The 21,178-nt window shown below is 45.6% G+C and carries 20 protein-coding genes; 10 read left to right on the forward strand and 10 right to left on the reverse strand.

Annotated elements, in window-relative coordinates; all coding sequences use genetic code 11:
- Nucleotides 1–104: 104 nt before the first annotated feature.
- Both QUB16_RS20910 and QUB16_RS20915 read left to right on the forward strand, forming a co-directional pair.
- The gene (locus QUB16_RS20910) at nucleotides 105–2,825 is read left to right on the forward strand and encodes a glycosyltransferase family 39 protein (RefSeq protein ID WP_333319022.1); all 2,721 of its coding nucleotides are present in this window, start codon (nucleotides 105–107) and stop codon (nucleotides 2,823–2,825) included.
- A gap of 91 nt (nucleotides 2,826–2,916) precedes the next feature.
- Nucleotides 2,917–3,834 carry a cobalamin-binding protein gene (locus QUB16_RS20915; RefSeq protein WP_333319024.1) on the forward strand — a complete coding sequence of 306 codons (918 nt, stop codon included), beginning with the start codon at nucleotides 2,917–2,919 and terminating at the stop codon, nucleotides 3,832–3,834.
- Between the two features lie 138 nt (nucleotides 3,835–3,972).
- Here the strand turns inward: QUB16_RS20915 and QUB16_RS20920 are convergent, their stop codons facing one another.
- The 6 genes from QUB16_RS20920 to QUB16_RS20945 form a co-directional block, all read right to left on the reverse strand.
- The gene (locus QUB16_RS20920; RefSeq protein WP_333319025.1) at nucleotides 3,973–4,623 is read right to left on the reverse strand and encodes a fasciclin domain-containing protein; all 651 of its coding nucleotides are present in this window, start codon (nucleotides 4,621–4,623) and stop codon (nucleotides 3,973–3,975) included.
- Nucleotides 4,624–4,788: 165 nt separating this feature from the next.
- Nucleotides 4,789–5,571, reverse strand: coding sequence for an MBL fold metallo-hydrolase (locus QUB16_RS20925; protein WP_333319027.1), 783 nt, complete (start codon nucleotides 5,569–5,571; stop codon nucleotides 4,789–4,791).
- 702 nt (nucleotides 5,572–6,273) lie between these two features.
- Nucleotides 6,274–6,861 (reverse strand): aminodeoxychorismate/anthranilate synthase component II, encoded by a 588-nt coding sequence (locus tag QUB16_RS20930; RefSeq protein WP_333103343.1) that lies wholly within the window; start codon nucleotides 6,859–6,861, stop codon nucleotides 6,274–6,276.
- A 177-nt stretch (nucleotides 6,862–7,038) separates the two neighbouring features.
- Entirely contained in the window at nucleotides 7,039–7,551 is a 513-nt protein-coding gene (locus tag QUB16_RS20935) for a diacylglycerol kinase family protein (RefSeq protein ID WP_333319029.1), read from the reverse strand.
- Between the two features lie 161 nt (nucleotides 7,552–7,712).
- Complete coding sequence (gene ybeY / locus QUB16_RS20940; protein WP_333319031.1) at nucleotides 7,713–8,249, reverse strand: rRNA maturation RNase YbeY; 537 nt, start codon at nucleotides 8,247–8,249, stop codon at nucleotides 7,713–7,715.
- Between the two features lie 206 nt (nucleotides 8,250–8,455).
- A complete protein-coding gene (locus tag QUB16_RS20945; protein ID WP_333300442.1) occupies nucleotides 8,456–8,674 on the reverse strand; it encodes a DUF3285 domain-containing protein in 219 nt (72 codons plus the stop codon).
- 434 nt (nucleotides 8,675–9,108) lie between these two features.
- Between QUB16_RS20945 and QUB16_RS20950 the strand changes: the two genes are divergently transcribed.
- Both QUB16_RS20950 and QUB16_RS20955 read left to right on the forward strand, forming a co-directional pair.
- Complete coding sequence (locus QUB16_RS20950; protein WP_333138388.1) at nucleotides 9,109–9,927, forward strand: hypothetical protein; 819 nt, start codon at nucleotides 9,109–9,111, stop codon at nucleotides 9,925–9,927.
- 99 nt (nucleotides 9,928–10,026) lie between these two features.
- Entirely contained in the window at nucleotides 10,027–10,962 is a 936-nt protein-coding gene (locus QUB16_RS20955; RefSeq protein WP_333319033.1) for a DUF1350 family protein, read from the forward strand.
- Here QUB16_RS20955 and QUB16_RS20960 read toward each other — a convergent pair.
- From QUB16_RS20960 to QUB16_RS20975, 4 genes are all read right to left on the reverse strand, one after another.
- On the reverse strand, nucleotides 10,959–11,771 hold the full coding sequence (locus tag QUB16_RS20960) for a DUF4058 family protein (protein ID WP_333319035.1): 813 nt from the start codon (nucleotides 11,769–11,771) through the stop codon (nucleotides 10,959–10,961). The genes QUB16_RS20955 and QUB16_RS20960 overlap by 4 nt on opposite strands.
- Before the next feature lie 32 nt (nucleotides 11,772–11,803).
- Entirely contained in the window at nucleotides 11,804–12,595 is a 792-nt protein-coding gene (locus QUB16_RS20965) for a DUF4058 family protein (protein WP_333106636.1), read from the reverse strand.
- A gap of 109 nt (nucleotides 12,596–12,704) precedes the next feature.
- Entirely contained in the window at nucleotides 12,705–14,534 is a 1,830-nt protein-coding gene (gene thrS / locus QUB16_RS20970) for a threonine--tRNA ligase (protein ID WP_333319037.1), read from the reverse strand.
- Complete coding sequence (locus tag QUB16_RS20975) at nucleotides 14,527–14,676, reverse strand: hypothetical protein (protein WP_333319039.1); 150 nt, start codon at nucleotides 14,674–14,676, stop codon at nucleotides 14,527–14,529. The genes thrS and QUB16_RS20975 overlap by 8 nt, the downstream gene beginning before the upstream one ends.
- Before the next feature lie 123 nt (nucleotides 14,677–14,799).
- On the opposite strand from QUB16_RS20975, the gene QUB16_RS20980 reads away from it, so the two are divergent.
- The 6 genes from QUB16_RS20980 to QUB16_RS21005 all read left to right on the forward strand — a co-directional run bounded on the left by QUB16_RS20980 (nucleotide 14,800) and on the right by QUB16_RS21005 (nucleotide 21,062).
- Nucleotides 14,800–14,991 (forward strand): hypothetical protein, encoded by a 192-nt coding sequence (locus QUB16_RS20980; protein ID WP_333319040.1) that lies wholly within the window; start codon nucleotides 14,800–14,802, stop codon nucleotides 14,989–14,991.
- 93 nt (nucleotides 14,992–15,084) lie between these two features.
- Nucleotides 15,085–15,414, forward strand: coding sequence for a DUF2605 domain-containing protein (locus QUB16_RS20985; protein WP_333319042.1), 330 nt, complete (start codon nucleotides 15,085–15,087; stop codon nucleotides 15,412–15,414).
- 608 nt (nucleotides 15,415–16,022) lie between these two features.
- Nucleotides 16,023–16,334, forward strand: coding sequence for a DUF2973 domain-containing protein (locus tag QUB16_RS20990; protein ID WP_333106625.1), 312 nt, complete (start codon nucleotides 16,023–16,025; stop codon nucleotides 16,332–16,334).
- Between the two features lie 486 nt (nucleotides 16,335–16,820).
- Nucleotides 16,821–18,017, forward strand: a complete 1,197-nt coding sequence (locus tag QUB16_RS20995) for a transposase (RefSeq protein WP_333319044.1) — start codon at nucleotides 16,821–16,823, stop codon at nucleotides 18,015–18,017.
- Nucleotides 18,018–18,146: 129 nt separating this feature from the next.
- Nucleotides 18,147–20,138: a DICT sensory domain-containing protein gene (locus tag QUB16_RS21000; RefSeq protein WP_333319046.1), complete on the forward strand. Its 1,992-nt coding sequence runs from the start codon at nucleotides 18,147–18,149 to the stop codon at nucleotides 20,136–20,138.
- A gap of 423 nt (nucleotides 20,139–20,561) precedes the next feature.
- Nucleotides 20,562–21,062 carry a peptidoglycan-binding protein gene (locus QUB16_RS21005; protein WP_333319047.1) on the forward strand — a complete coding sequence of 167 codons (501 nt, stop codon included), beginning with the start codon at nucleotides 20,562–20,564 and terminating at the stop codon, nucleotides 21,060–21,062.
- Nucleotides 21,063–21,178 lie beyond the last annotated feature (116 nt).

Genomic DNA, 21,178 nt, shown 5'->3' on the forward strand with positions numbered 1-21,178 from the left:
AGACACATACAGAATTTAGCAAGCACTTTTTCAAATTAATTTTCGATCGCCCGGAACCGCCCGCCTGTAAGCTAAAAGCTGCAACCTAAAATCCAAGAATCGCAATGGCACAGCAACATCGGGACAGCGAGGGCAAGAGTCTGCTTGTCTTAGGCATAATTTGGCTGCTGGGGGCAATTAGCGATCGCCTCTGGTTTGCCCTCGATCGATCTGTCCCGGCGTGGGATCAAGCAGATTACCTGACTAGCACCCTGAAATACTTGCAGGCGTTGCAGCATCCTCAGTGGTTTTCCGGGGAGTGGTGGACAAACTTCTGGCTACTTTCGACGAAAATTCCGCCCTTGGCATACATCTTAACCGTTCCGTTTCTTCAGGTTTTCGGTACTGGGGGCGATCGGGCAACCCTCGTTCATTTATTATTTAGTGCAATTCTCCTCGCTTCAGTCTACAGTCTGGGCGTCCAATTATTTAACAGGCAAGTCGGTTTGTGGGCCGCTGCAATTTGCGTTTTGTTACCCGGACTTTATCGGTTCCGCTTGCAATTTTTGCTCGACTATCCCCTCACTGCTGCGATTACTTTTGCTTTCTATTGTTTGACAATGTGGAAGCAGGAATCAGGAAGGCACGACACTGATTTTGACACGGATACACGGATGAATTATGGAGGAGAAGGAGAAATAAGGAAGAAGGAAGGAGGAAGGCACGACACGGATTTTGGCGCGGATACACGGATGAATTATGGAGAAGAAGGAGAATTTTTTTCTCTTTCTCGATCGTCTTGGTTTTGGGCGATCGCATTTGGAATTTCTCTGGGTTTATCAATATTAGTTAAACACACTACCGTATTATTTCTGTTTACCCCGATTGTGTGGTTGGCTTTTGGTGCTGTGCGACAAAAAGCTTGGGGGAGATTAGGTCAATTAGCAGGTAGTTTGTTGCTGTCGGTGGCGGTGTTTGGCCCGTGGGCGAAAACCAATTGGCTGTTAATTTTGACCGGGGGAAAACGGGCAACGGTGGATTCTGCGATCGCCGAAGGAGATCCGGCCATCAATACGATCGACGCTTGGATTTACTACGGCCAACACTTACCCGAACACATTTCTTGGCCTCTGTTACTTATTCCCTTAGTAGGATTGATACTTTATTGGCGTCGTCGGCAAGATCGTTCGTCCATCTTGCATCTCAACTCCTGTCGCTGGCTGGCTGTTTTCTGGGGAGGAGCTTATTTAATTAATTCTCTAAATATCAACAAAGATGACCGATATGTGATACCTTATTTGCCAGTTTTATCTATTTTTTTAGCCTACTGTTTAACGCTGTGGCCTTCTCGGTGGGGACGGCAAATTCGCTGGGGTACAATTGGCTTGGTAATTTTGGCGATGCTGTTGCATATGTGGCCTCTGGGAGGTGCTTTTGGACATAGCTTAGTTCAAATTATCAGTCCCGGCAATTCTAACTATCCTTACTTGGGGAAAGAGTGGCCGCACCGAGAGGTAATTGCAGAAATTATTGATAGGGAACCTTATTTGCAATCTACTTTAGGCGTGTTGCCTTCGACGCCGGAAATTAACCAGCATAATTTTAATTTTTACGGTGCTTTGGCTAATTTTCAGGTTTACGGGCGGCAGGTGGGAACGAATTTAAAAGACGTGCCGCAAGATGTGCGATCGCTCTCTTGGTTCGTAACTAAAACTGGCCCGCAAGGTTCGATTCGCGAACGGATTAAAAAAGCGCAAAATGCAGCCGTAACCGCGATTGAAAAAGGTGAGAAATTTCAGTTAGAAAAAACTTGGATTTTGCCAGATTATACTAATTTAAATCTTTATCGCAAGCGAGTGCAGCCTGTCGAAATACAGCCGTTGAATGAAGCGCGATCGCAAGTACAATTAGATCGAGTTACTGTCGGGGGAAAAGCAGTTCCCGGAGTGGCGCTATCGGTAACATATACTTGGTCTGGGCCTTGGCAGCAGTTGCAGTCTGGTTTAGTGTTGGTAACGTGGGAAAATCAGCAGTCTGGCGATATTCCACCGGGACAGACTTTCAGGATTTTACACGATCGCGCGATCGGCCAGGCGACTTTGCATCCGGGGATGCTGGAAGCGGATAAATTTGCTGTGGGGTTTCGAGTTGTCGATCGCACGGCGATGCTTCCTCCTGCTAATATTGCACCGGGAACTTACAATCTGCAAGCTACTTATCTAAATCGGAAAACTGGGGAAACTTATCCGATTAATGTGCCGGCAGTTAGTGTTAAGATCGAGGCAGAGCCTCTGGATATGCGTTCCAAGGCAGAGCCTGGGAACGAGGAGAAAGCACCTGGAAACGAGAATAATACAGATAAGCCTGAGTTAGATTTGGTGACTCAATTGCGGGCGATGGCGGTTAATTTACCCAAAGGATTGCCCGGTTTAGAACCCGTGTTCGAGCAGATTGGGCGCATTAATCAGTACGATCCAATTCAAGATTATACCGTGCAAGCGGAACAAGCGTTAGAATATCGGTTGAAACAGGAACCCAATAATCTAGAATTGGCTTATGCTTTGGCATTTTCGCGAGTATTGCAGCAGAATGTCCAAAGTGCGATCGCAGCCTTAGAAAAAGTCACTCAACTCGACTCAAAAAACCCTTACGCTTACGCCTATCTCGCTTTCGTACACCTGTACGGCTGGCATCCCAAAGCCGCTCAAACAGCCTTAAAACCTGCTCTCGCTCTCAACTCCAAGCTACCGGAAATTAGAATTTTAAACGGTGTAGCGGAACTAATGCAAGGTAATCTTATTCAAGCATGGCAAGATTTGCAATACTTAAAAAAACTAAAAATTTAACAATCCCTTTTATTGTTGTGGCACGGGCGTCCCGCCTGTGCTTCGCCTGTGCTTCGCCTGTGCTTCCGAATCGGTAAAAAACAGAAAACCAATGAACCAACCAAGAATAGTCTCTCTAATTCCCAGTGCCACCGAAATTGTAGCACTTTTAGGATTAACCGATGCAATTGTGGGCCGTTCCCACGAATGCGACTATCCCCCAGAAATCCAAAATTTACCTGTTTGCACTCAGCCTAAATTCAATCCCGAAGGAACTAGCAGCGAAATTCACAACCGCGTGACAGAATTGTTGCAAAATGCGCTGAGTGTGTATAAAGTAGAAATAGATACTTTGGAACAATTGCAGCCGACTCACATTATTACTCAAGCTCAATGTGAAGTCTGCGCTTGTTCTCTGACAGAGGTTGAACAAGCGGTAAGCACTCTGGTAAATAGCAAGCCGGAAATTATTTCTTTGCAGCCGAATCTGCTAGCAGAAATCTGGACGGATATTCAGCGAGTTGCTGATGCTTTGGGTGTAAATGGCAAAAGTGCGATCGACCTTTTGCAATCCCGCATCGATGCTATTATCTTAAAAACCAAAACATTAACCGTTAAACCCAAAGTAGCTTGCATCGAGTGGATTGAACCTTTGATGGCTGCGGGTAACTGGATTCCCGAATTAGTGGCAATGGCGGGAGGCAATTCGCTGTTTGGAATTGTCGGGGAACATTCCCCTTGGTTAAAATGGGAATCGCTAGTAGAAGCTAATCCCGATGTAATTATTTTCATGCCTTGTGGCTTTGATTTAAACCGCACTCGCAACGAAGCACTGCACATAACTAAATACGCAGAATGGGCTAATTTGCAAGCAGTAAAAACCGGAAAAGTTTACATAACTGACGGCAATTCTTACTTTAATCGGCCGGGGCCGAGATTGGTTGATTCGTTAGAAATTTTAGCAGAAATTCTCCATCCCGAAATCTTCGATTTTGGCCATCAAGGTAAGGGTTGGCAGCCATTTTTGTAAGTACCCGCAGCTAGCTAAAGCTTTATCTATATTAATTCTGAATTGCGGGCCATACAAATAAGGACACAACATTGTTGTGTCCTTATTTCGCTTTCATTTAACCGAATCTGACATCAATTGATGCAAAAACCGCTAGTCTTACTTCGCATCAGGGGGCATCAAAACCTTGTCAATTACGTGAATAACGCCGTTGCTAGCTTTGATATCAGCTTTCACAACATTAGCGCCGCTGACAGTAACTTTGCCTGCGTTAACTCCCACCTTCAGCGAACTGCCTTCGACACTTTTAACATCGCCGGATTTCAGGCTAGTAGATAAAACCGAACCAGGAACAACGTGGTAAGTTAAAATCTTAGTAAGTTTGGCTTTGTTTGCCGGTTTGAGCAAATCCTCCACAGTTCCTTTTGGCAAAGCAGCAAATGCCGCGTCTGTCGGTGCAAAAACAGTGAAAGGGCCTTTTCCTTGTAAAGTTGTAACCAAACCTGCAGATCCCAAAGCCTTCGTCAGTGTCTTGAATTGAGCGTCGCCAGATGCAATAGCAACAATATCCTTAGTAGCGGAAGTTGGTGCCGGTGAAGCGCCAGTTGGTGCCTGTGAAACGCCAGTTGGTGCCTGTGAAGCAGCGGTTTTCACATTTCCTGCAACTTGTTGAGTTTGAGTTGCATTAGCAACATTGGTGTTGGAGGTGATGTGAGCCCAAGCCGGGAAACCAATCAACGCGCTAGCGCCGATTATTCCTGCGAAACCTGTGAGTTGTTTCATCCAGCTAGGTAAATTTTGATTTTTCATTTCGCTTGCATTTCCTTATGAGATCAAACAGTGAACATGAATTGTTATGTTAGCCAAATCTCGACAAAAAGCAAGGTTGCCAGAGGCTAAGGTAGAGAGAAAATTCTCTTCGATCCCCGATCGACCAAAACTTCCTTAATATAACGCAACCTAAGAAATCTGGCATCAACCGCTAAATCTGTAACTCAAAACCTCAATCACCGAACCAGTTTGAGGTAAGTCAGCAGATTTGATCGAAATCGTGTCATTATTCAATCGGCGCACCGGCGTACCATCCATCAGCGCCAAGAATTCATCTAGCGGCACCAAATCGCACGCAGCAGCATCGGCGGCTTGGGTTTTGAAATGTGTCGGAATCACCATCTTTGGTTTGAGAAGTTGCAAAGTTTGCTTCGCTTCCGCCGGAGTGTAAGCTTTCGGCCCGCCGCCCACGGGAATCAGCACTACATCGGGCCGCCCGATCAAGATTTGTTCTTCAATGCCGATCGGGCCAGCAACTCCGCCCAAGTGTAAAATCTTAACGCCCGCTTGCTGCCACAGCCAAGCCACATTGACCCCAAATCGCCGTCCTCCCTCACGGTCTTTTTGGGTACGAATCCCTTGAATCCGCAGCCCGTTAGACCTGTAAGACCCCGGTTCGTACAAAAGGCCGGGATTGCCCGCAAATCCGTCGATCGCCCCTTCATCGAGCAACCGACTGCTAATCAGAATCAAATCTGTTGGCACTTTAGGAGGGCGATAGCCTGCGGTACAGCCCAGGGGGCGAAAAGGATTCACCAGCACCCTCGCACCGCCACCGGTGAACAAGAAGCAAGTGTGGCCCAACCACTGAATCGACAAGGAATTAGTAGTTTGAGCTTGATAGCTTTCCCATCCAGATGGCAAACCAGTGGAGAAAGCTGCTAGCAAACCCGTCTGTGCGTAACGTATTAATTGTCGCCGTTTCATCAAAAACACTCGGTAAGTGGGAAACTCAGGGTATGAAAGACCTGAGAGGGAAAGGACACGGCGATTTCAATCGCCTTGAATCTTTCTGTATCCATTACCGCCTTGGAGTTGCTGGACAGGAGTGTACTTTTGTAATGCACTTTCGGCAGGACAGTTACTGCCTCAAACCTTGCAACTCTGTACGCATAATGTTTGCTCTTATGGAGCCTCCCTTTCGGGGTAATGTTCGCTTCGACCTGGTTATAAAGGCTTGTTAGACCTGCAACACTGTTTCAGTGACTTTAAAACTGTTTAATTGCAGATGACAGAGCGGAAAACTAGCGTCGCATTCTCCGGTGTCATGACCTAAATAACGTCTCCTCTGTAAAGAGGGGTCTGGTCAGAACAGCTTGCAATTTCTTACAAGCTCAGTGGCGTTGATTCCCTGAGTTCCTGACCTTGTGGTTGCGGTTATCGGGTGTTGGTCGTTTGTTGTTATACCACAAAACACCGTCAGTCGATTTTAGATTTTAGATTTTAGATTTTAGATTTACTTGCAGCATTGAATCTGGAATCTCGAACAGGAGTGTAAAATTTGGGGTTCACCACGACAGGAGTGGGGGGCTTGTATCCTTTTTGGGGCGGTTCAGGTGCGAAAATGTGTACCCTACTCTCACGGTAAGGTGCTATAAGAGCGAACCCTACAAATTCAGAGAAATTCAACTAAAGTCTTTCTAAGAAATTTCGCAATAATTGCTTCCCCGAAGTCGTCAAAATACTTTCCGGGTGAAACTGCACACCTTCAATGTGCGGATATTCCCGGTGTCGCACGCCCATAATCGTTCCGTCTTCAACCCAAGCCGTAATTTCCAAAACTTCTGGACAACTCTGCTTTTCAATTACCAAACTGTGATAGCGAGTTGCAATCATCGGCGATTCCACGCCCTTAAAAACTCCGGTTCCTGCGTGTTCTACCTGAGAAGTTTTGCCGTGCATCAACACGGGTGCAGAAACAATTTTGCCACCGAATACTTGACCGATACTTTGATGTCCGAGGCACACGCCTAAAATTGGTAGAGTCGGCCCCAACTCTTTGATTAATTCCAGAGAAATTCCCGCATCTTCCGGCCGCCCCGGGCCTGGAGAAATCACCACTGCAGCAGGCTGCAATTGCCTAATTTCTGCTAAGGAAATTTGGTCGTTGCGGTAGACTTGCACTTCGCGGGCTACCGGCAACTGGGCACCGAGTTCTCCTAGATACTGTACCAAATTGTATGTAAAACTGTCGTAGTTATCGATTACTATAATCACGGGTTAAGTTGGATTTTAGGTTTGAGATTTTAGATTTTAGGTTAACTCGCTCCCTGAAAGCAAGGGTTTTAAGATTTTAGATAGATGCCCCAGATAAAAATAGTTGCAATATAGACGAATAAAACTAAAAACCTCCCATTGGTCATCTAAAACCTAAAATTTGCTGAGGCCAATAAGTTACTGACGGGCGATCGCAATTTGAACGACTGCCCACAAAGGAGGAAGCAGAAGTGCAGCACCGACGATCGTAGCAGCCATTGCCGATACCAGAACCGCTCCGGCCCCGCAGTCTTTGGCAATTTTGGCTAGTTCGTGGTAAGATTGCCCGACTGTCAAGTCTACCACCGATTCGATCGCCGTATTCAACAGTTCCATTGCTAAAACTATGCCAATGGTGACGCCGATCACAGATATTTCTACAGGTTTCAGTTGTAAAAATAGGCCGAGTCCGATCGCCAAAGTGCCAATAACAGTGTGAATCCGAAAATTGCGCTGAGTTTCAAAAGCATAACTCAGACCCCCCCAAGCGTATCTAAAACTCGTAGCTAAGCTAGATGCGATTTTCCAGGACAGATCTCGGTTGTATTTCAAGGCTTTTTTAGACTCGTGGACTGTCTGGCTAGAAGAGTCTTGAGGCATGGGCAGAAACTGTGCGATTTGTGATGAAATTGAGGGTCTATCTAGTGTCATAAAGAACCAACTTTAATTTACAGAGATGAATGAAAGCTAAACTTTTCAAATTAACTACATCAAGTCTAGGTAACTTTTCTAAGTTTTTACTAAAGTTTTGGTTTAATTTCAGAAAGTTATGTTGGGCTTGACATGATTTGTTAAGTAACCATCAACTTAAGTTATGCTGTTTGGATCGTAAGACCGATCGCCCGCAGCAAAGTTTCTTGTCGATCGAGCATTTGAGTCAGACTTTCTTCATCCGGGTGATCCCAGCCCAAAAGATGCAGAAAACCGTGGGCTGCCAGCCAAGCTAGTTCGGTTTTCAGGGGATGTCCTTGCTGCTGGGCTTGTCGGTTAGCTGTATCGATCGAGATGACGATATCACCCAAGTATAGGGGTTCAGATGACTGCATTTCCTCTAGCTGAGGACAGTCTACCTCTAAAGCTGCGAAAGCTAGTACATCGGTCGGTCGATCTTGCTGGCGGTACTGGAGGTTGAGGGCTTGCATCTCCCTATCGGCGGTTAAACGCAGACTGACTTCGTAGCCCGGGGCAACTGGCACATCCGCCGCCTGGTTTTCCAGCCAAACGCTAAACCAATTTTCCCAGGTTTCGGCCCAAATCTCCCCGCTGGCTGCACTCTCAGCGAGGTTGGAAGCGTCGGCTGACTGCTGGGCTAGCCCGTAACAGTCCTCGACGTTCACCTCAATTAACATCTTTTTGCTCTCCTGTCAAGGGATATATTCAATTTTTTTACAAATTCCAATTGCGCGATCGAACGGCAGGGGATTTTGCTGTTGCTGGAAAGATACAGTAATCTTTTAGAGATTGCAACAGGCAGGCAGAACAATCAGCTTAACTCCCGATTAAGAAAGATGAAAAACATCAGCAGAAATTAGAGGCTGATTGTTTGAATCCGCGATTAAGAATTGAAATATCGATCGAGAAAAGCCAAACCGACGAGTACGCCTAAAAGTCCGATCGCTGTCAAGGCAAAATGAAACAGAGAAGTCGCCCGCTTGCGAACCATGTTCCGCATCGCCAGCTTGACATAACTCGGTGGAGGTGCATTGTTTGTCGGTGCAGCCGGGGTTTCGGCGGACTCTTCTGAGGCGGGAATTGCTGAGGGAGGTTGACTCATAACGGTTAGTTTAAAAGGTTAAGAGAGGGACTGTTGAGGACAGGCTCGTCCCGATGTTAACAAATATGTAACGTTTTGTGTAGGATTTTTTAGCTTTTCGATCGCCCCGGGCCCATTAAAGGGGGATTATACCAACAGATGAATGTGCGATCGCCCTGATTATCAATTCGATATTTTCTTTTCATCTTCAGATACACAGGGATAAATTAAATTCCCGATCCGTGTTCCTGTGCGCTTTAACAAAAATTTTTAGATTGTCAAGTCGCACAATCAAGCGACACTCACTTGAGTTAACTCAAATGAGTGTCACCAGAAAAAGCGACTGTTAACCAACCGCGACGGGCAGTTATTCATAGATATAGCCACGGAAAAACAGAAACAAAATTTTCCGGCTAAATAACCCAAGCTAAAAGTTAAATTACTCGCACAAAAACATGGAAGTTTCCACCTTTGAAATCCTCGCCGCACCGATCGCACCTGTGATGGGCATCCCTCCACAACTCATCCCAGTGGCTCGTCGAATCGTTCAGGGATACTTTCTCACCATCTCCAATCTCGAAGCGATCGACTTGCGATATCGGATTGAGTTTACCATCAGCTTACCCGTGCCGGCAAATCCTAATAAAATCTTGCTCAACAACGCTTTCTTAGTTGTTGACGTGGAAGGCACTAACATCGAGGTACCTCTGACTCAGCAGCCAGGGAAACCGAAGGTATATCGCGCATTTTTCACAATACCCGCTCACAAAACTGCATCTGTTCAATTGTTGCCCATTCTGCCAAAAACTCTGACTCCAGGTTTGTTGGAAGTGCGCGGCTATGTCTCGCTATTTGTGCCAGCGCGCTCCATCTTTCCAAAGCCTCAACCCCAAAGCAAGAAACCAGTCAAGGTGTTATTGAATCCCGAAATTCGCGGTACTTTCTTGCCAAACGATTTCCCATCCGAAAATCCAACTTTACCCGACTTCGATCAAATTAATTACACATTAGCGATCGCCAGTGGAAAAGGCTTGAACGAGATTACGCCTGAACCAGGTAAACCAATTATCATCGATTTACCAATTGTTGGCCCAATTTTGGAAGAGTTACGCAACGGTAATTTGGACTTGGCTACTTTGGAAGCAGACAATTCAGAAAAAGCTCAAATGCTCGTGCAACTGCTGGCCCAACTCGATGCCAATGATGTCAATTTGAAAGAGCTAAATACAGTGATGGATAAATTCGATATTCCTGTCAGAATGTCTCGCGGCTAGAACTGTTAAATGGTAAGTAACTGTAGGGTGGGCAATGCCCACTTTACGTTTACTTACGTTTAATTACCCCCACTTATACACTCACTGAGCTTTATTCAAATGTCGAACTCATTTAAATTTCAGCCTGTTTCTTTTAGTTGGGTTGCTGTTCATCCGCAGCCCAAAGGTGTTGTTCAATTTATTGGTGGAACTTTTTTTGGTAGTTTGCCAACTTTGTTTTATCGATATTTTTTACAGCAGTTGTTTGAAGAAGGTTATACCGTAGTTGCTTTGCCATTTAGATTTACTTTTCGTCACTGGCCGATCGCTATTGGGTTATTAAAAGAACAGGAGATACTGAGAACCGAACTGACCGAGATTGCTCAAAGATTAGGCTATGAAAGCGAAATTTATCAAGAACCATCGAGTTATTTTTGGGTGGGTCACAGTCTGGGATGCAAGTACATTGCTCTTTTAGAATTTTTAAGCGACGATCGGTATCCAAATATTGTGGAGAAATTCTGCGATCGCCCTGACTACGAACGGATTCAAAGGTTAATCGAAAATCTGGGCATCGACCGACCTTCAATTAAAGGCCAGCCGTCCTTATTAATTGCTCCTGATATCAGCAATACAGAGAGCGCTATTCCAGTGCGATCGCTAGCACAATTGTTAGACAAATTCCGCTTAGGAGTGCTACCAACCAGAGAACAAACTCAATGCTTTATTGCTAATAGTTCTCTGTTTAATTTGACTGCAATAATTTCTTTCGAGCTAGATGATATTGCTGGTTCTATCAAAGATATCAACAAAAGTCCCGAAGAACAAAAAAACAGCGATGTACTTTGGCTCATACAACAGCTAAGTAATAGAAAATTGCCTTTATTGAGCCAGGAAATAGAAGGCAAACATTTAGAGCCGATTGGCATCAAAATCGGTTATTATATTGTTGACCTCAATCCTTGGGATAAATTCATCAAACCTCTGAAAAGCCGATTTCTTGAATATTGGTCTGTTCATTTTTTGGAGGTTTTGAAAAAGCGGTTAGGCGCTTAAATATCGGTTGTTATTTGCGATCGCCCTTTCAATCCTCTCTCCTCCAACAGAGAATCGGCCCAAACAGCATCAGTTTCGGACAGTGGGGGAACTGGTGCGGCGGTGTAATCTATTCTAAAGTCATAGGCGGCGCGATCGTAAACCCCATTTAATAACCCTTGTAAATCTACAATTGGTTCCGCATCACCCGCGCGCAAAGGCAGGGGAAACTGAGGAATCATATCGGGTAAATTGAAAAGGTACAAATCCGCCAAAGGCCTTTGATTTCCGCGACTCACTAAAATTCGATAACTTGCCTCAATATCGTTACCAAAAACTGGTAGAGGTTGGTAACTTCGCAGCAAGTCAATTTCAACCATATGAGTGCGACTACCAAACACCTTTTCTCGCTTTGCTTCATACATTTCTCGCCCTTTGCCAGTGCGCTTATTGGCTGGTGACAGCACTTCAATCACTGTCACAACTTCCCTAGTTGCTGTATCTCGTACCTCTAAATATGCTTCCCTAAATTCCACAGGTACTGGCAGTCTTACTTTCAAAGCTTTCACAGGCGGTGCGGCAACTGCAACATTAGAAGAAGTAGGGTTGGTTGGACTAGGAGAACGTTGCACAGTGACATCAGGAATCCCCACTAATAGGGAATTGTCCCCGCTAAGCTCATAAACTCTTTTTTCAATATCGACGATATATTTTGGCAGCAACTGCGGCACTAATGATTCAAAAATGCTACTAATTAGCAAGTGATGTACTTGAGGCCAAAAATCAGGATGTTCTAAATAAGGATTCATCCCTGGAAACGGATTAGGCATTAATCTAGCTCCGGTTAATTTACCTACTTCTATTATCCCCTTAACCCTCTGTCCCGCAACAGAGAATCGGCCCAAACAGCATCCGTTTCTGACAGCGGGGGCACTGCATCGGCTGTGTAATCAATTTCAAAATCATAACCTGCGCGATCGTATACTTGATTAATCAGCGCCTGTAAATCCAGAACCGGCTCTACATCTTCGGGACGCAAAGGCAAGGGAAATGCAGGAATTGTATCGGGAAGGTTAAATAAGTATAAATCTGCGATCGGGCGTTGATTGCTGCGGCTGACTAAAACGCGGCAGTCGCTTTTATGGGAATGTCCGAAAACTGGCAAAGGTTCCCCACCACGCAACAAGTCTATTTCGACTAAATGGGTACTGCTATCAAATATTTTATTTCGCTTATTGTCATACTTTTCTCTACCTTCCCCCCGGCGTTTATTTGCAGGCGAAAGCACTTCAAGAACCGTGACAACTTCCTTGGTTGTCATATCGATTACTTCTAAATATCCTTCCCTAAATTCTTCCGACACTGGGATTCTCACTTTTAAAGGCTGCACAGTTCGGGAAGCGACGGCGACAGCATTAGATGCGATCGCACTTGCGGGAAGGCGTTTCTGTTGGATAGAGACATCAGGAATCGCTACTAATAGAGAATTTTCACCTTTGATTTCGTAAATTCGCTTTTCAATAGCGACGCGGTATTTCGGGCGCAATTGCGGAGTTAACGACTCCTTAATCACACTAATCAGTAAATGATGGACTTCTGGCCAAAAATCAGGATGTTCTAAATAAGGATTCATCCCCGGAAATGGATTAGGCATGAGCGTACTTCCCGTTTACCACTACTATTTTAGCAGCTCAATAAAAAAAACGCAGACAATATCAACATATCATCTGCGTTAATCCGCGTGCCTCTGCGATTAAAATGACCTAAAAATTGCCATAACTACTAATAGCCCCCTGCAACCTGCGAATCACTTCATCAACCGAAATCGCCCCCAACTCCCCAGAAGCCCGAGTCCGAATATTCAAACTATTCGCCTCAACTTCCTTCGCACCCACAACACCCATCACCGGAATTTTATCCTTCTCAGCATTGCGAATCAACTTGCCCAAACGCTCGCTATCCTCATCAGCTTCAGCGCGAATATTTAGCGCCTTCATCTTCGCCGCCACTTCCTTCGCAAACGGCAAAAACTCCGCGCTGACAGGCAACAACCGCACCTGAATTGGCGCCAACCACAGCGGAAAATCGCCCGCATACTGCTCGATCAAAATCCCGATCAAACGTTCCAAAGAACCGAAAGGAGCGCGGTGAATCATCACCGGACGCTTGCGAATACCGTCTTCAGCGACGTATTCCAAATCAAAACGTTCTGGCAAATTGTAATCTACCTGAACAGTTCCTAATTGCCATTCTCTATCCAAAACATCTTGGAAAATGAAATCGAGTTTCGGCCCGTAAAAAGCCGCCTCCCCAATTCCCTCAAAATAATTCATTCCCAAAGTTTCCACCGCGCGGCGGATTGCACCTTGAGCCTTTTCCCAAGCTTCATCAGAACCGATGTATTTCTCTAAATTGTTCGGATCGCGGAAACTCAAACGCGCCTTAAAGTTTTTCAGTTGCAGACTCTTGAATACTGACAGAATCAAATCCACCACATTCAAGAATTCAGCATCCAACTGTTCCGGCGTGACAAATAAGTGGGAATCATCCACCGTAAAGCCGCGCACCCGCGTTAAACCGCCCAATTCTCCCGATTGTTCGTAGCGGTAAACTGTGCCGAATTCTGCCAACCGCATCGGCAATTCGCGATAGGAACGCAATTCGCTTTTGTAAATTTGAATGTGAAAAGGGCAATTCATGGGTTTCATCACAAAACCCTGTTCGTTTGCTGCCGCTTCCTCATCCTCCGCCATCAGCGGAAACATATCTTCTTTGTATTTCTGCCAATGTCCAGAAATTTTGAACAAATCGACTCTGGCAATGTGCGGAGTCACTACTTGCAAATAGCCCCGCTTGATTTGTTCTTGTTTCAAGTAATCTTCTAAAATACTTCTCAAAACAGTGCCTTTCGGCGTCCACAAAGGCAAACCCGGCCCAACTGCATCGGCAAAGATAAATAAGCCTAATTCTTTGCCTAATTTGCGGTGATCGCGCCTTAATGCTTCTTCTTTGCGGTGTTTGTATGCTGCTAGCTGTTCGGGAGTTTCCCAAGCAGTACCGTAAATGCGCTGTAACTGAGCTTTGGTTTCGTCGCCGCGCCAGTACGCGCCTGCTAGGCTTTCTAGCTCGATCGCCTTTGGATTCAACTCACTGGTATTATCTAAGTGAGGCCCGGCGCACAAATCCCACCATTCCTCGCCCACATGGTAAAGAGTAATCGGTTCTATCAAACCTTCTAAAATTTCTAATTTGTAAGGTTCGTTAATCTCCTTAATTCTGCGTTCCGCTTCCTCGCGGCTGACTTCTTCCCGAATTACAGGCAATTTACGGTTGATGATTTTGATCATCTCTTTTTTAATGGCTTTTAAATCCTGTTCCGTAAAAGGTTCGGGAGTGTCAAAGTCATAATAGAAACCGTTTTCAATCCAAGGGCCAATGGTCACTTGCGCCTTGGGAAATAACTTCTGCACCGCCATCGCCATAACGTGGGAGGTGGTGTGGCGAATTTTTTTTAGTGATTCCGACTCACTCGTGCGGGGCAACTCAATTTTAACGGACTCTTCTGGAGCGGACATGGATTCTGAGCTAGACATCGGCTGAATTAGCAATTAATTTAGTTGCAGTTGCTTCTATCTTACTCAGATTGGGACAGCAAGCGCCGACTTCAGGTTGGGGGACACCCTGGGAAATTAGGTCATTCTGGGTATGGGGCATGGGGCATTGGGCATTGGGCATAGTTTTTTTCTTTCTTCTTCCTTTCATCCGTTACATCCGTTACATCTCAGATGTTGCACCATTGTCAAGAACGGGCAAGATGCCCGTTCCACAAAGAATGAGTTTTCTTGTGGAACAGGCATCTTGCCTGTTCCTAAAGAAGTAATTGAGAATGGTGCAAGATGTGAGTTACATCCGAAGAAAGCGAATCCCTTGCCGAACTTCCTTCTGCTATGGGCTATTGCTAGCGAGTCTGAGCCGATATTGCACAATTTGGGGATTTCGACTCAAAAATCGCTGCTGACACCATTAAATTTATTCACACCCACCTACTAATTGTTGTGAAACCCTTGAATTTTTATTAAAAATATGTTACAATTTGTAAAGACCGTCTAAGACTATAATAGATAAATAACCCAATTTTGATCCATGCCTAATTCCAACTTGCCCGAGCCAGAATTGCTCAAAGCGTTACTGGAACCGCTCTTAGAGGATTTCAATTACTGGTTCGACCGATCGGCAAAACTCTTAGAAACTGAAGAAATTCCCTTTCTGGGCGACGAAGATCAATCTGACTTGCTGGCGCGAGTCAAACAGGCTCAGCAAGAAGTAGGCGCGGCTAAAGCTCTATTTCAAGCAACCGGAGGTCAAGTTGGGATTGAAACAGCAGCACTGATGCCGTGGCACAGACTGCTCGCCGAATGCTGGCAAGTATCGGCGCGCTTTCGCTCATTGCAGTCAGCTCCCCCTGGAAAATAAGGAAGCGAGTTCAAGTTAAATTTGCAGTCAAATCCCCAATCTTGGGAAATGTGGCGGCCCACTTGACCACCTCAAACAGATTTCCAGTTAATAAGTTATCAGAAAATTGGGTTTAAAAGCCCGTCCTTTTAGGAAGGCTTTATTTCCAAAAAGTTCTAAAAGTTTCCCAAATAGTACCCTATACTACAAAGAGATACAGGTAGAATAACCGCGAGCATCGAATGGATAACCAACCCCAAAATGACCCGCTTGAGAAACAATAATGTCTCGTGGGTGGCGAAAACCACAAAAACATAGCTAGGGTAGCCATCGCGCACCCATACCAGAAAACTCAAAATCTTAGTAGTTAGATGTACGCCAAGGGCATACGGGAACAAAGGGAATGAACCCTTAACGCTTGGGGAGACAAGCCCTCTGGGACTATTCAAATTAGGCTCGAAGCTTCGTTCAATTGGACGGGTTTTTGGTTTAAATATTGCCGAAGGGATGAATAGTTTAAAGGTATGTCAGTGAACCAAGAATCCCCGCGTTTACGGCCGGGAGTGTCAATACTTGCTGAAACACTTTTGTAAATTGCTGTGTGGCTGTTTAGCCCGGAGGAGAAGATAATGTTGCACCTGCTTTATATTTTAGCTTTTACCGTTCTTGCTTTTCTGGCAGTCGGTAACTTAATCCGCAGTCTCGTCACCGTTGGTATGGAGTCCCAGCGCCCTCAACAGTTCAGGGCAAATAATCCCTACGCATCCTATCCTCGCTCTCAATCTGTACCGCATCCAGAACTTTTAGACGAACACGGAAATGTTGTCAATGAACCGCTGTTAGTGATGCGTTCGCTGACTGTCCAAGACGCCCGCGAACAATTAGATGCTCTCTACAAATCATCTCCGGGCGGCAGCGACGAAGGGGGCGAACTAGCCTGATACAACCACAGCCGCAGCATTTATACTCAGGGGCGATGCCTCAAAAAAATATAGGACTTACACGGTAGGTGTCCGAAGCCCGGTTTATTCATAGATGGTGGGTAAAAACCGGGTTTCTTGGGATCAGTCGTCAAAATAATTGGTCGTTAGTTTTTAACTAATGGCTAATTATTTGCGCTTTTTTAAAGTTTAATTACCGATTAACCAGATCGATCGCCAAAAAGCGATAATTATGGCACTGATATCCAATAGAGCGAGGATAGTTTGACACTCAAGTACAGGGAAACTAGGAATCGGGGCGGGCACGGCGGAGCGAATTGGGGCGAACACCGGGATACTCCTGGAGAGCGAAACCGATTTCTTTGTACTTTACTTACCGAGAAAATGGGTTTAAAGCCCTGCCCTTCTAGGGCGGCTTTTTTCTTATCAATCGTGTTGTCCCTTTGTAACAGTATGGTACAATACTGAGACAAGGAGGTACTACAAGTGTTTTCTCTAACCTACGAGTTTAAGCTCAAACCTACCGTCAGCCAAGTTTCACTGTTTGAAGACTGGCTAGAACAGTGTCGGCGGGTGTATAACTACGCACTTGCTGAACGGAAGGCTTGGTATAAGTCTCGTAGTTGCCTGGTTAATGCTTGTTCCCTACATTCCGAGTACATTATTCCTGCTGATGCTAAGCGTCCTACTTATGCTTCTCAGTGCAAAAGTTTAACAGCAGCAAAAGAAAAAATCCCCGCTTTGAGGGTAGTTCAATCGCAAGTTCTACAACAAACACTTAAACGGTTAGAACAAGCTTTTGTTTCAATGTGGGAGAGAAACTTTGGCTTTCCTCGGTACAAGAAGTCTGGTCGCTGTAAATCTTTTGTTTTTCCACAACTGGGGAAATCGCCTTTGAAAAACGGGATGATTAACCTACCTAAAATAGGTTGGGTTAAGTTCCGACAATCAAGGGAGATACCTGGTGATGCCTTGGTGAAACAAGCTCGAATTGTTAAACGATCTAGCGGTTGGTACGTGATGCTTAGTTTGCAATGGGGCGTATCTGTACCTCAAGCAACACCATCAGGAGAAGCAGTAGGAATCGACGTAGGATTAATCAGTTTTCTCGCTACATCATCTGGGCTAACACTACCAAGACCGAGGTTTTTTGTAGACCTTCAACGCAAGCTTAAATTGCTGCAACAAAGAGTCAACAGAAAGAAACTTGGGTCAAATAATTGGCGTAAAGCTCAAACGAAAGTGGCAAAACTCCATGAACATATAAGCAACACCCGCAAGAACTTTCATTGGCGTACTGCTCACTTGCTTTGCAATCAGGCAGGAATGATATTTGTTGAAGACTTAAATTGCAAAGCTCTAGCTGCGGGAATGTTAGCCAAGCACTGCCTAGATGCGGCTTGGGGACAATTCTTCAATATTCTGAAACAGTGTTGTTTTAAGCGTGGAGTCTTTTTCAGGGAAGTTGACTCTAGAAAAACAAGTCAAATTTGCCCTAACTGTGGAGTGGAGACAGGTAAAAAAGATTTGTCAGAACGTATCCACAAATGTAATAGCTGCGGGTATACAACTGATAGAGATGTTGCCGCAGCCCAAGTAGTTCTACGACGAGGACTTGCAGCGGTAGGACATACCGTCAAGATGCTTAATGAGGGCAAAGTCGTTGGACTCCCTACGAGTTAAGAATCTTCGCGCTTATAGGGCGGAGAGTGTCAACAAGTGCTGTAAATCTATCAGATACTGAAGAAGGAGCGCTCTAAAGCTCCTATCGATCCTGTTTTGTCATCGGCAAAAATGCACGTTTAAAGCTAGATGATCGTCCCTATTTCGCTACTGGCAGAACTTCTGCAAGCTTTGCCCCAACTGCGGGCACAAATTTATTTCAAATCTTCCATGACAGCCCTGTCTCACGCTATGGAAGACTTAGTTTTGGCGGGTTCCGACGACGAACCCCTAGTGATTGCCAGCTTTCAGCGAGAGCGCTTCTACCGCCAGGAAGCTCACCGCTACCGGCGAATTGCCTCACGATCCTCTCAGGTATACGTGCTAGCAGCACCGGAAACTGAGTTTAAAAATTCTTCGGAGTGTCACGAAACTGTGGCGTTTGAACCGGAGGACGGATTAAGTAAAGAGTGGCACTTAGTGGTGCTGGGGCAAAACTACTCAACTTGCCTGATTTGTCAAGAAAAAATTGTGCCGATCGACAACCAGGACGATAGCGGGCCGCTGGTGATGGATCAAGCTCGCAGATTTGAAGGAATTTGGACGTTCGATCGCGAGGTAAGCTCCAAAGCGGCCGCATTGTTGCTCGATAGAATAGTCAACTATCGCCCGGAATTGGCCGAAAAGATCGATCGAGCCCGAACTACTTACAAGCTCAAAACACCGAAAAAAACGAGGAAATCCGCCGCTTCCAAAGCCGCCAAACCCGACAAAAGTACGGCAAAAAGCTCAAAAATTCCCAATCCAAAATTGAGCGATGCTTTTACCGAACGCTTAGTCACCTACTTGCAAGCAGGCCAGCACAAACTGCTCAAAGCATACGCCGCCATCGCCGCCCAGGAACGCAAAGAACGCCTGGTAAACTTAATTACAACGGCAATGCGGCAGTCTCTCAACCCACAAGAAATCGTCGAAGTTGCAGTTCAAGAACTCGGCACTGTCCTGTCAGCAAGCCGATGTTTGATTTATCGGTGCAAGGCCACAGATGTGGCGGTCAAAATCGATCGCGAGTTTTTGGCTCCCGGCGCTAGTTCCATGCTGGATCAGACTTGGCTGTTGCAGGAAAATCAAATATGGATCGACGCGGTGGCGCGGCAAGAGCGAGTTTACATCCAAGACACAGCACAACACCCGCTAATTGTCAATAGAAAATTCCTGGAAAAAACTGTAAAAAATGGGCAAATTGTCTCTTGGTTAATGGTGCCAGTGCTTTATCAGGGGCGGGTTTTGGGAATGGTGGAAATGCACCAGTGCCGATCGACTTTGGCTTGGGAAGAAGACGAAATTGCTTTAGTAGAGGCGATCGCCACCCAACTAGGAGCAGCCTTAATTCAAGCAGAAACCTACGCTCATTTAGAAGAACTCAACCAACAATTAGAAGCATTAGACCGCACTCGCAGCAATCTAATTGCCATCACCGGACACGAACTTCGCACTCCACTTTCTACGATTCAAGTTTGTTTGGAAAGTTTGAACTCGGAACCAGATATGCCAGCCGAATTGCGGCAAATTATGTTAGAAACTGCCCTCGGTGATGCCGATCGAATGCGGAAACTCGTGCAGGATTTCTTAACTCTTTCTCACTTAGAAAGCGGGCGAGTTCAATGGAATGTAGAATCGCTGACGCTGCAAGAATGTGTTGATTTAGCCCTCAGCAGCGTGCGATCGCGTTGCGGACTCGATCGACAGTTACCGGAAATTATCGCCGAAGTGTCCGCAGAATTGCCTTTAGTGCAAGCTGACGGAGAGTGGTTGGTGGAGGTTCTCTCCAAACTGCTAGACAACGCTTGCAAATTCACCACACCTCAAGGAAGCGTGACCATAAGAGCCAAATGCAACGGTTCTCGGATGGTGGAAGTGCTCGTAGCCGATACGGGGAGGGGAATAGAGGCGAACAGTTTAAAAGTAGTGTTCGATCGATTTTATCAAGAAGAAGGAGCTTTGCGCCGCAGCGCCGGCGGTACCGGTTTGGGATTGGCAATTTGCAAACAGATTGTTGCCGGCTGGGGCGGTAAAATTTGGGTAGATTCCGCAGGAAAAGATAGAGGGAGTGAATTTCACTTTACTATTCCCACTGTTTAGACTCAAGTGATAATAGTTAACTAATCACTCTTAAAGGTGATGTGGCGGGAGCGGTGTTCAGCTTTAAAATCGAAAGTATTAAAGCTGATTCAGGATGCGCTTGCCGTCTTAAACCCGGTTTGGCGACAGAATACCTAGGGAGGCTGCCGAAAATTAATATCAGTTTAAAAAAAGAATGCAACTGTAGGCAAGCTGCAAACCCCGATAGTCATCAGTCTTGCCCAATCTAAAATCTAAAATCTAAAATCTAAAATGGTATAAGTCTCCTGTCCACAAGCCGTGACATGGTAAAAGTCGAGCGAATCTGTTGAGGCACTGCCGACGCCAGTGTTGATTCCTGAAAAGTTGAGGATGCAAATGTTTCGCCCGGAAAAAGTTTGTTTCCAGAAGAAGACTCAAACCTAGAGGGTAGGAAAATCGATTATGTCACCTACAAGCCAGATGAAATCTACTCAACCTATGGCCAAAAAGCCACAACTACAATTAGGTTCTCAAGGTAAAGCGGTATTGGAACTCGAACAACTGCTAACCAAGTTGCACCTTTACCGGCAGCCTGCTAAAGGAATTTTTAACAAAACCGTTGAATTTTCTGTGAAGCTGTTTCAGTTTCGGGTTTTCTTGTCGCCCGACGGCATTGTCGGGCCGCTCACTTGGCAGGCGCTTTATACTGAAGCTCCAGTTAATATGCCGGTACTCAGATTGGGCAGTTCTGGAAAAGCAGTTGCTACTGTTCAGGAAGTTCTCAAACTTTCCCAGCATTATGGCGGTAAAGTTGACGGCGACTTTTCTACTTTGACGGACAAAGCTGTTCGCGCATTTCAAAAAAGCTTTGGGATTGAGGCTGACGGGATTGTCAATCAAGAAACTTGGACTGCTTTGAGCCAAATTCCGCGCGGCTATGACCCTAATTCGTTCTTGACTTAGGGTTGACGCGGTAAATTGTTCGATCGTGTGTGGGGGGAAATTGGGGAGCATCTCAGTTTTGCATTTACAGTGCGAGCGTCCCCGCTCGCGTATTGTACAATACGCGAGCGGGGACG

Source organism: Microcoleus sp. D3_18a_C4 (assembly GCF_036702415.1).
Taxonomy (GTDB): domain Bacteria; phylum Cyanobacteriota; class Cyanobacteriia; order Cyanobacteriales; family Microcoleaceae; genus Microcoleus.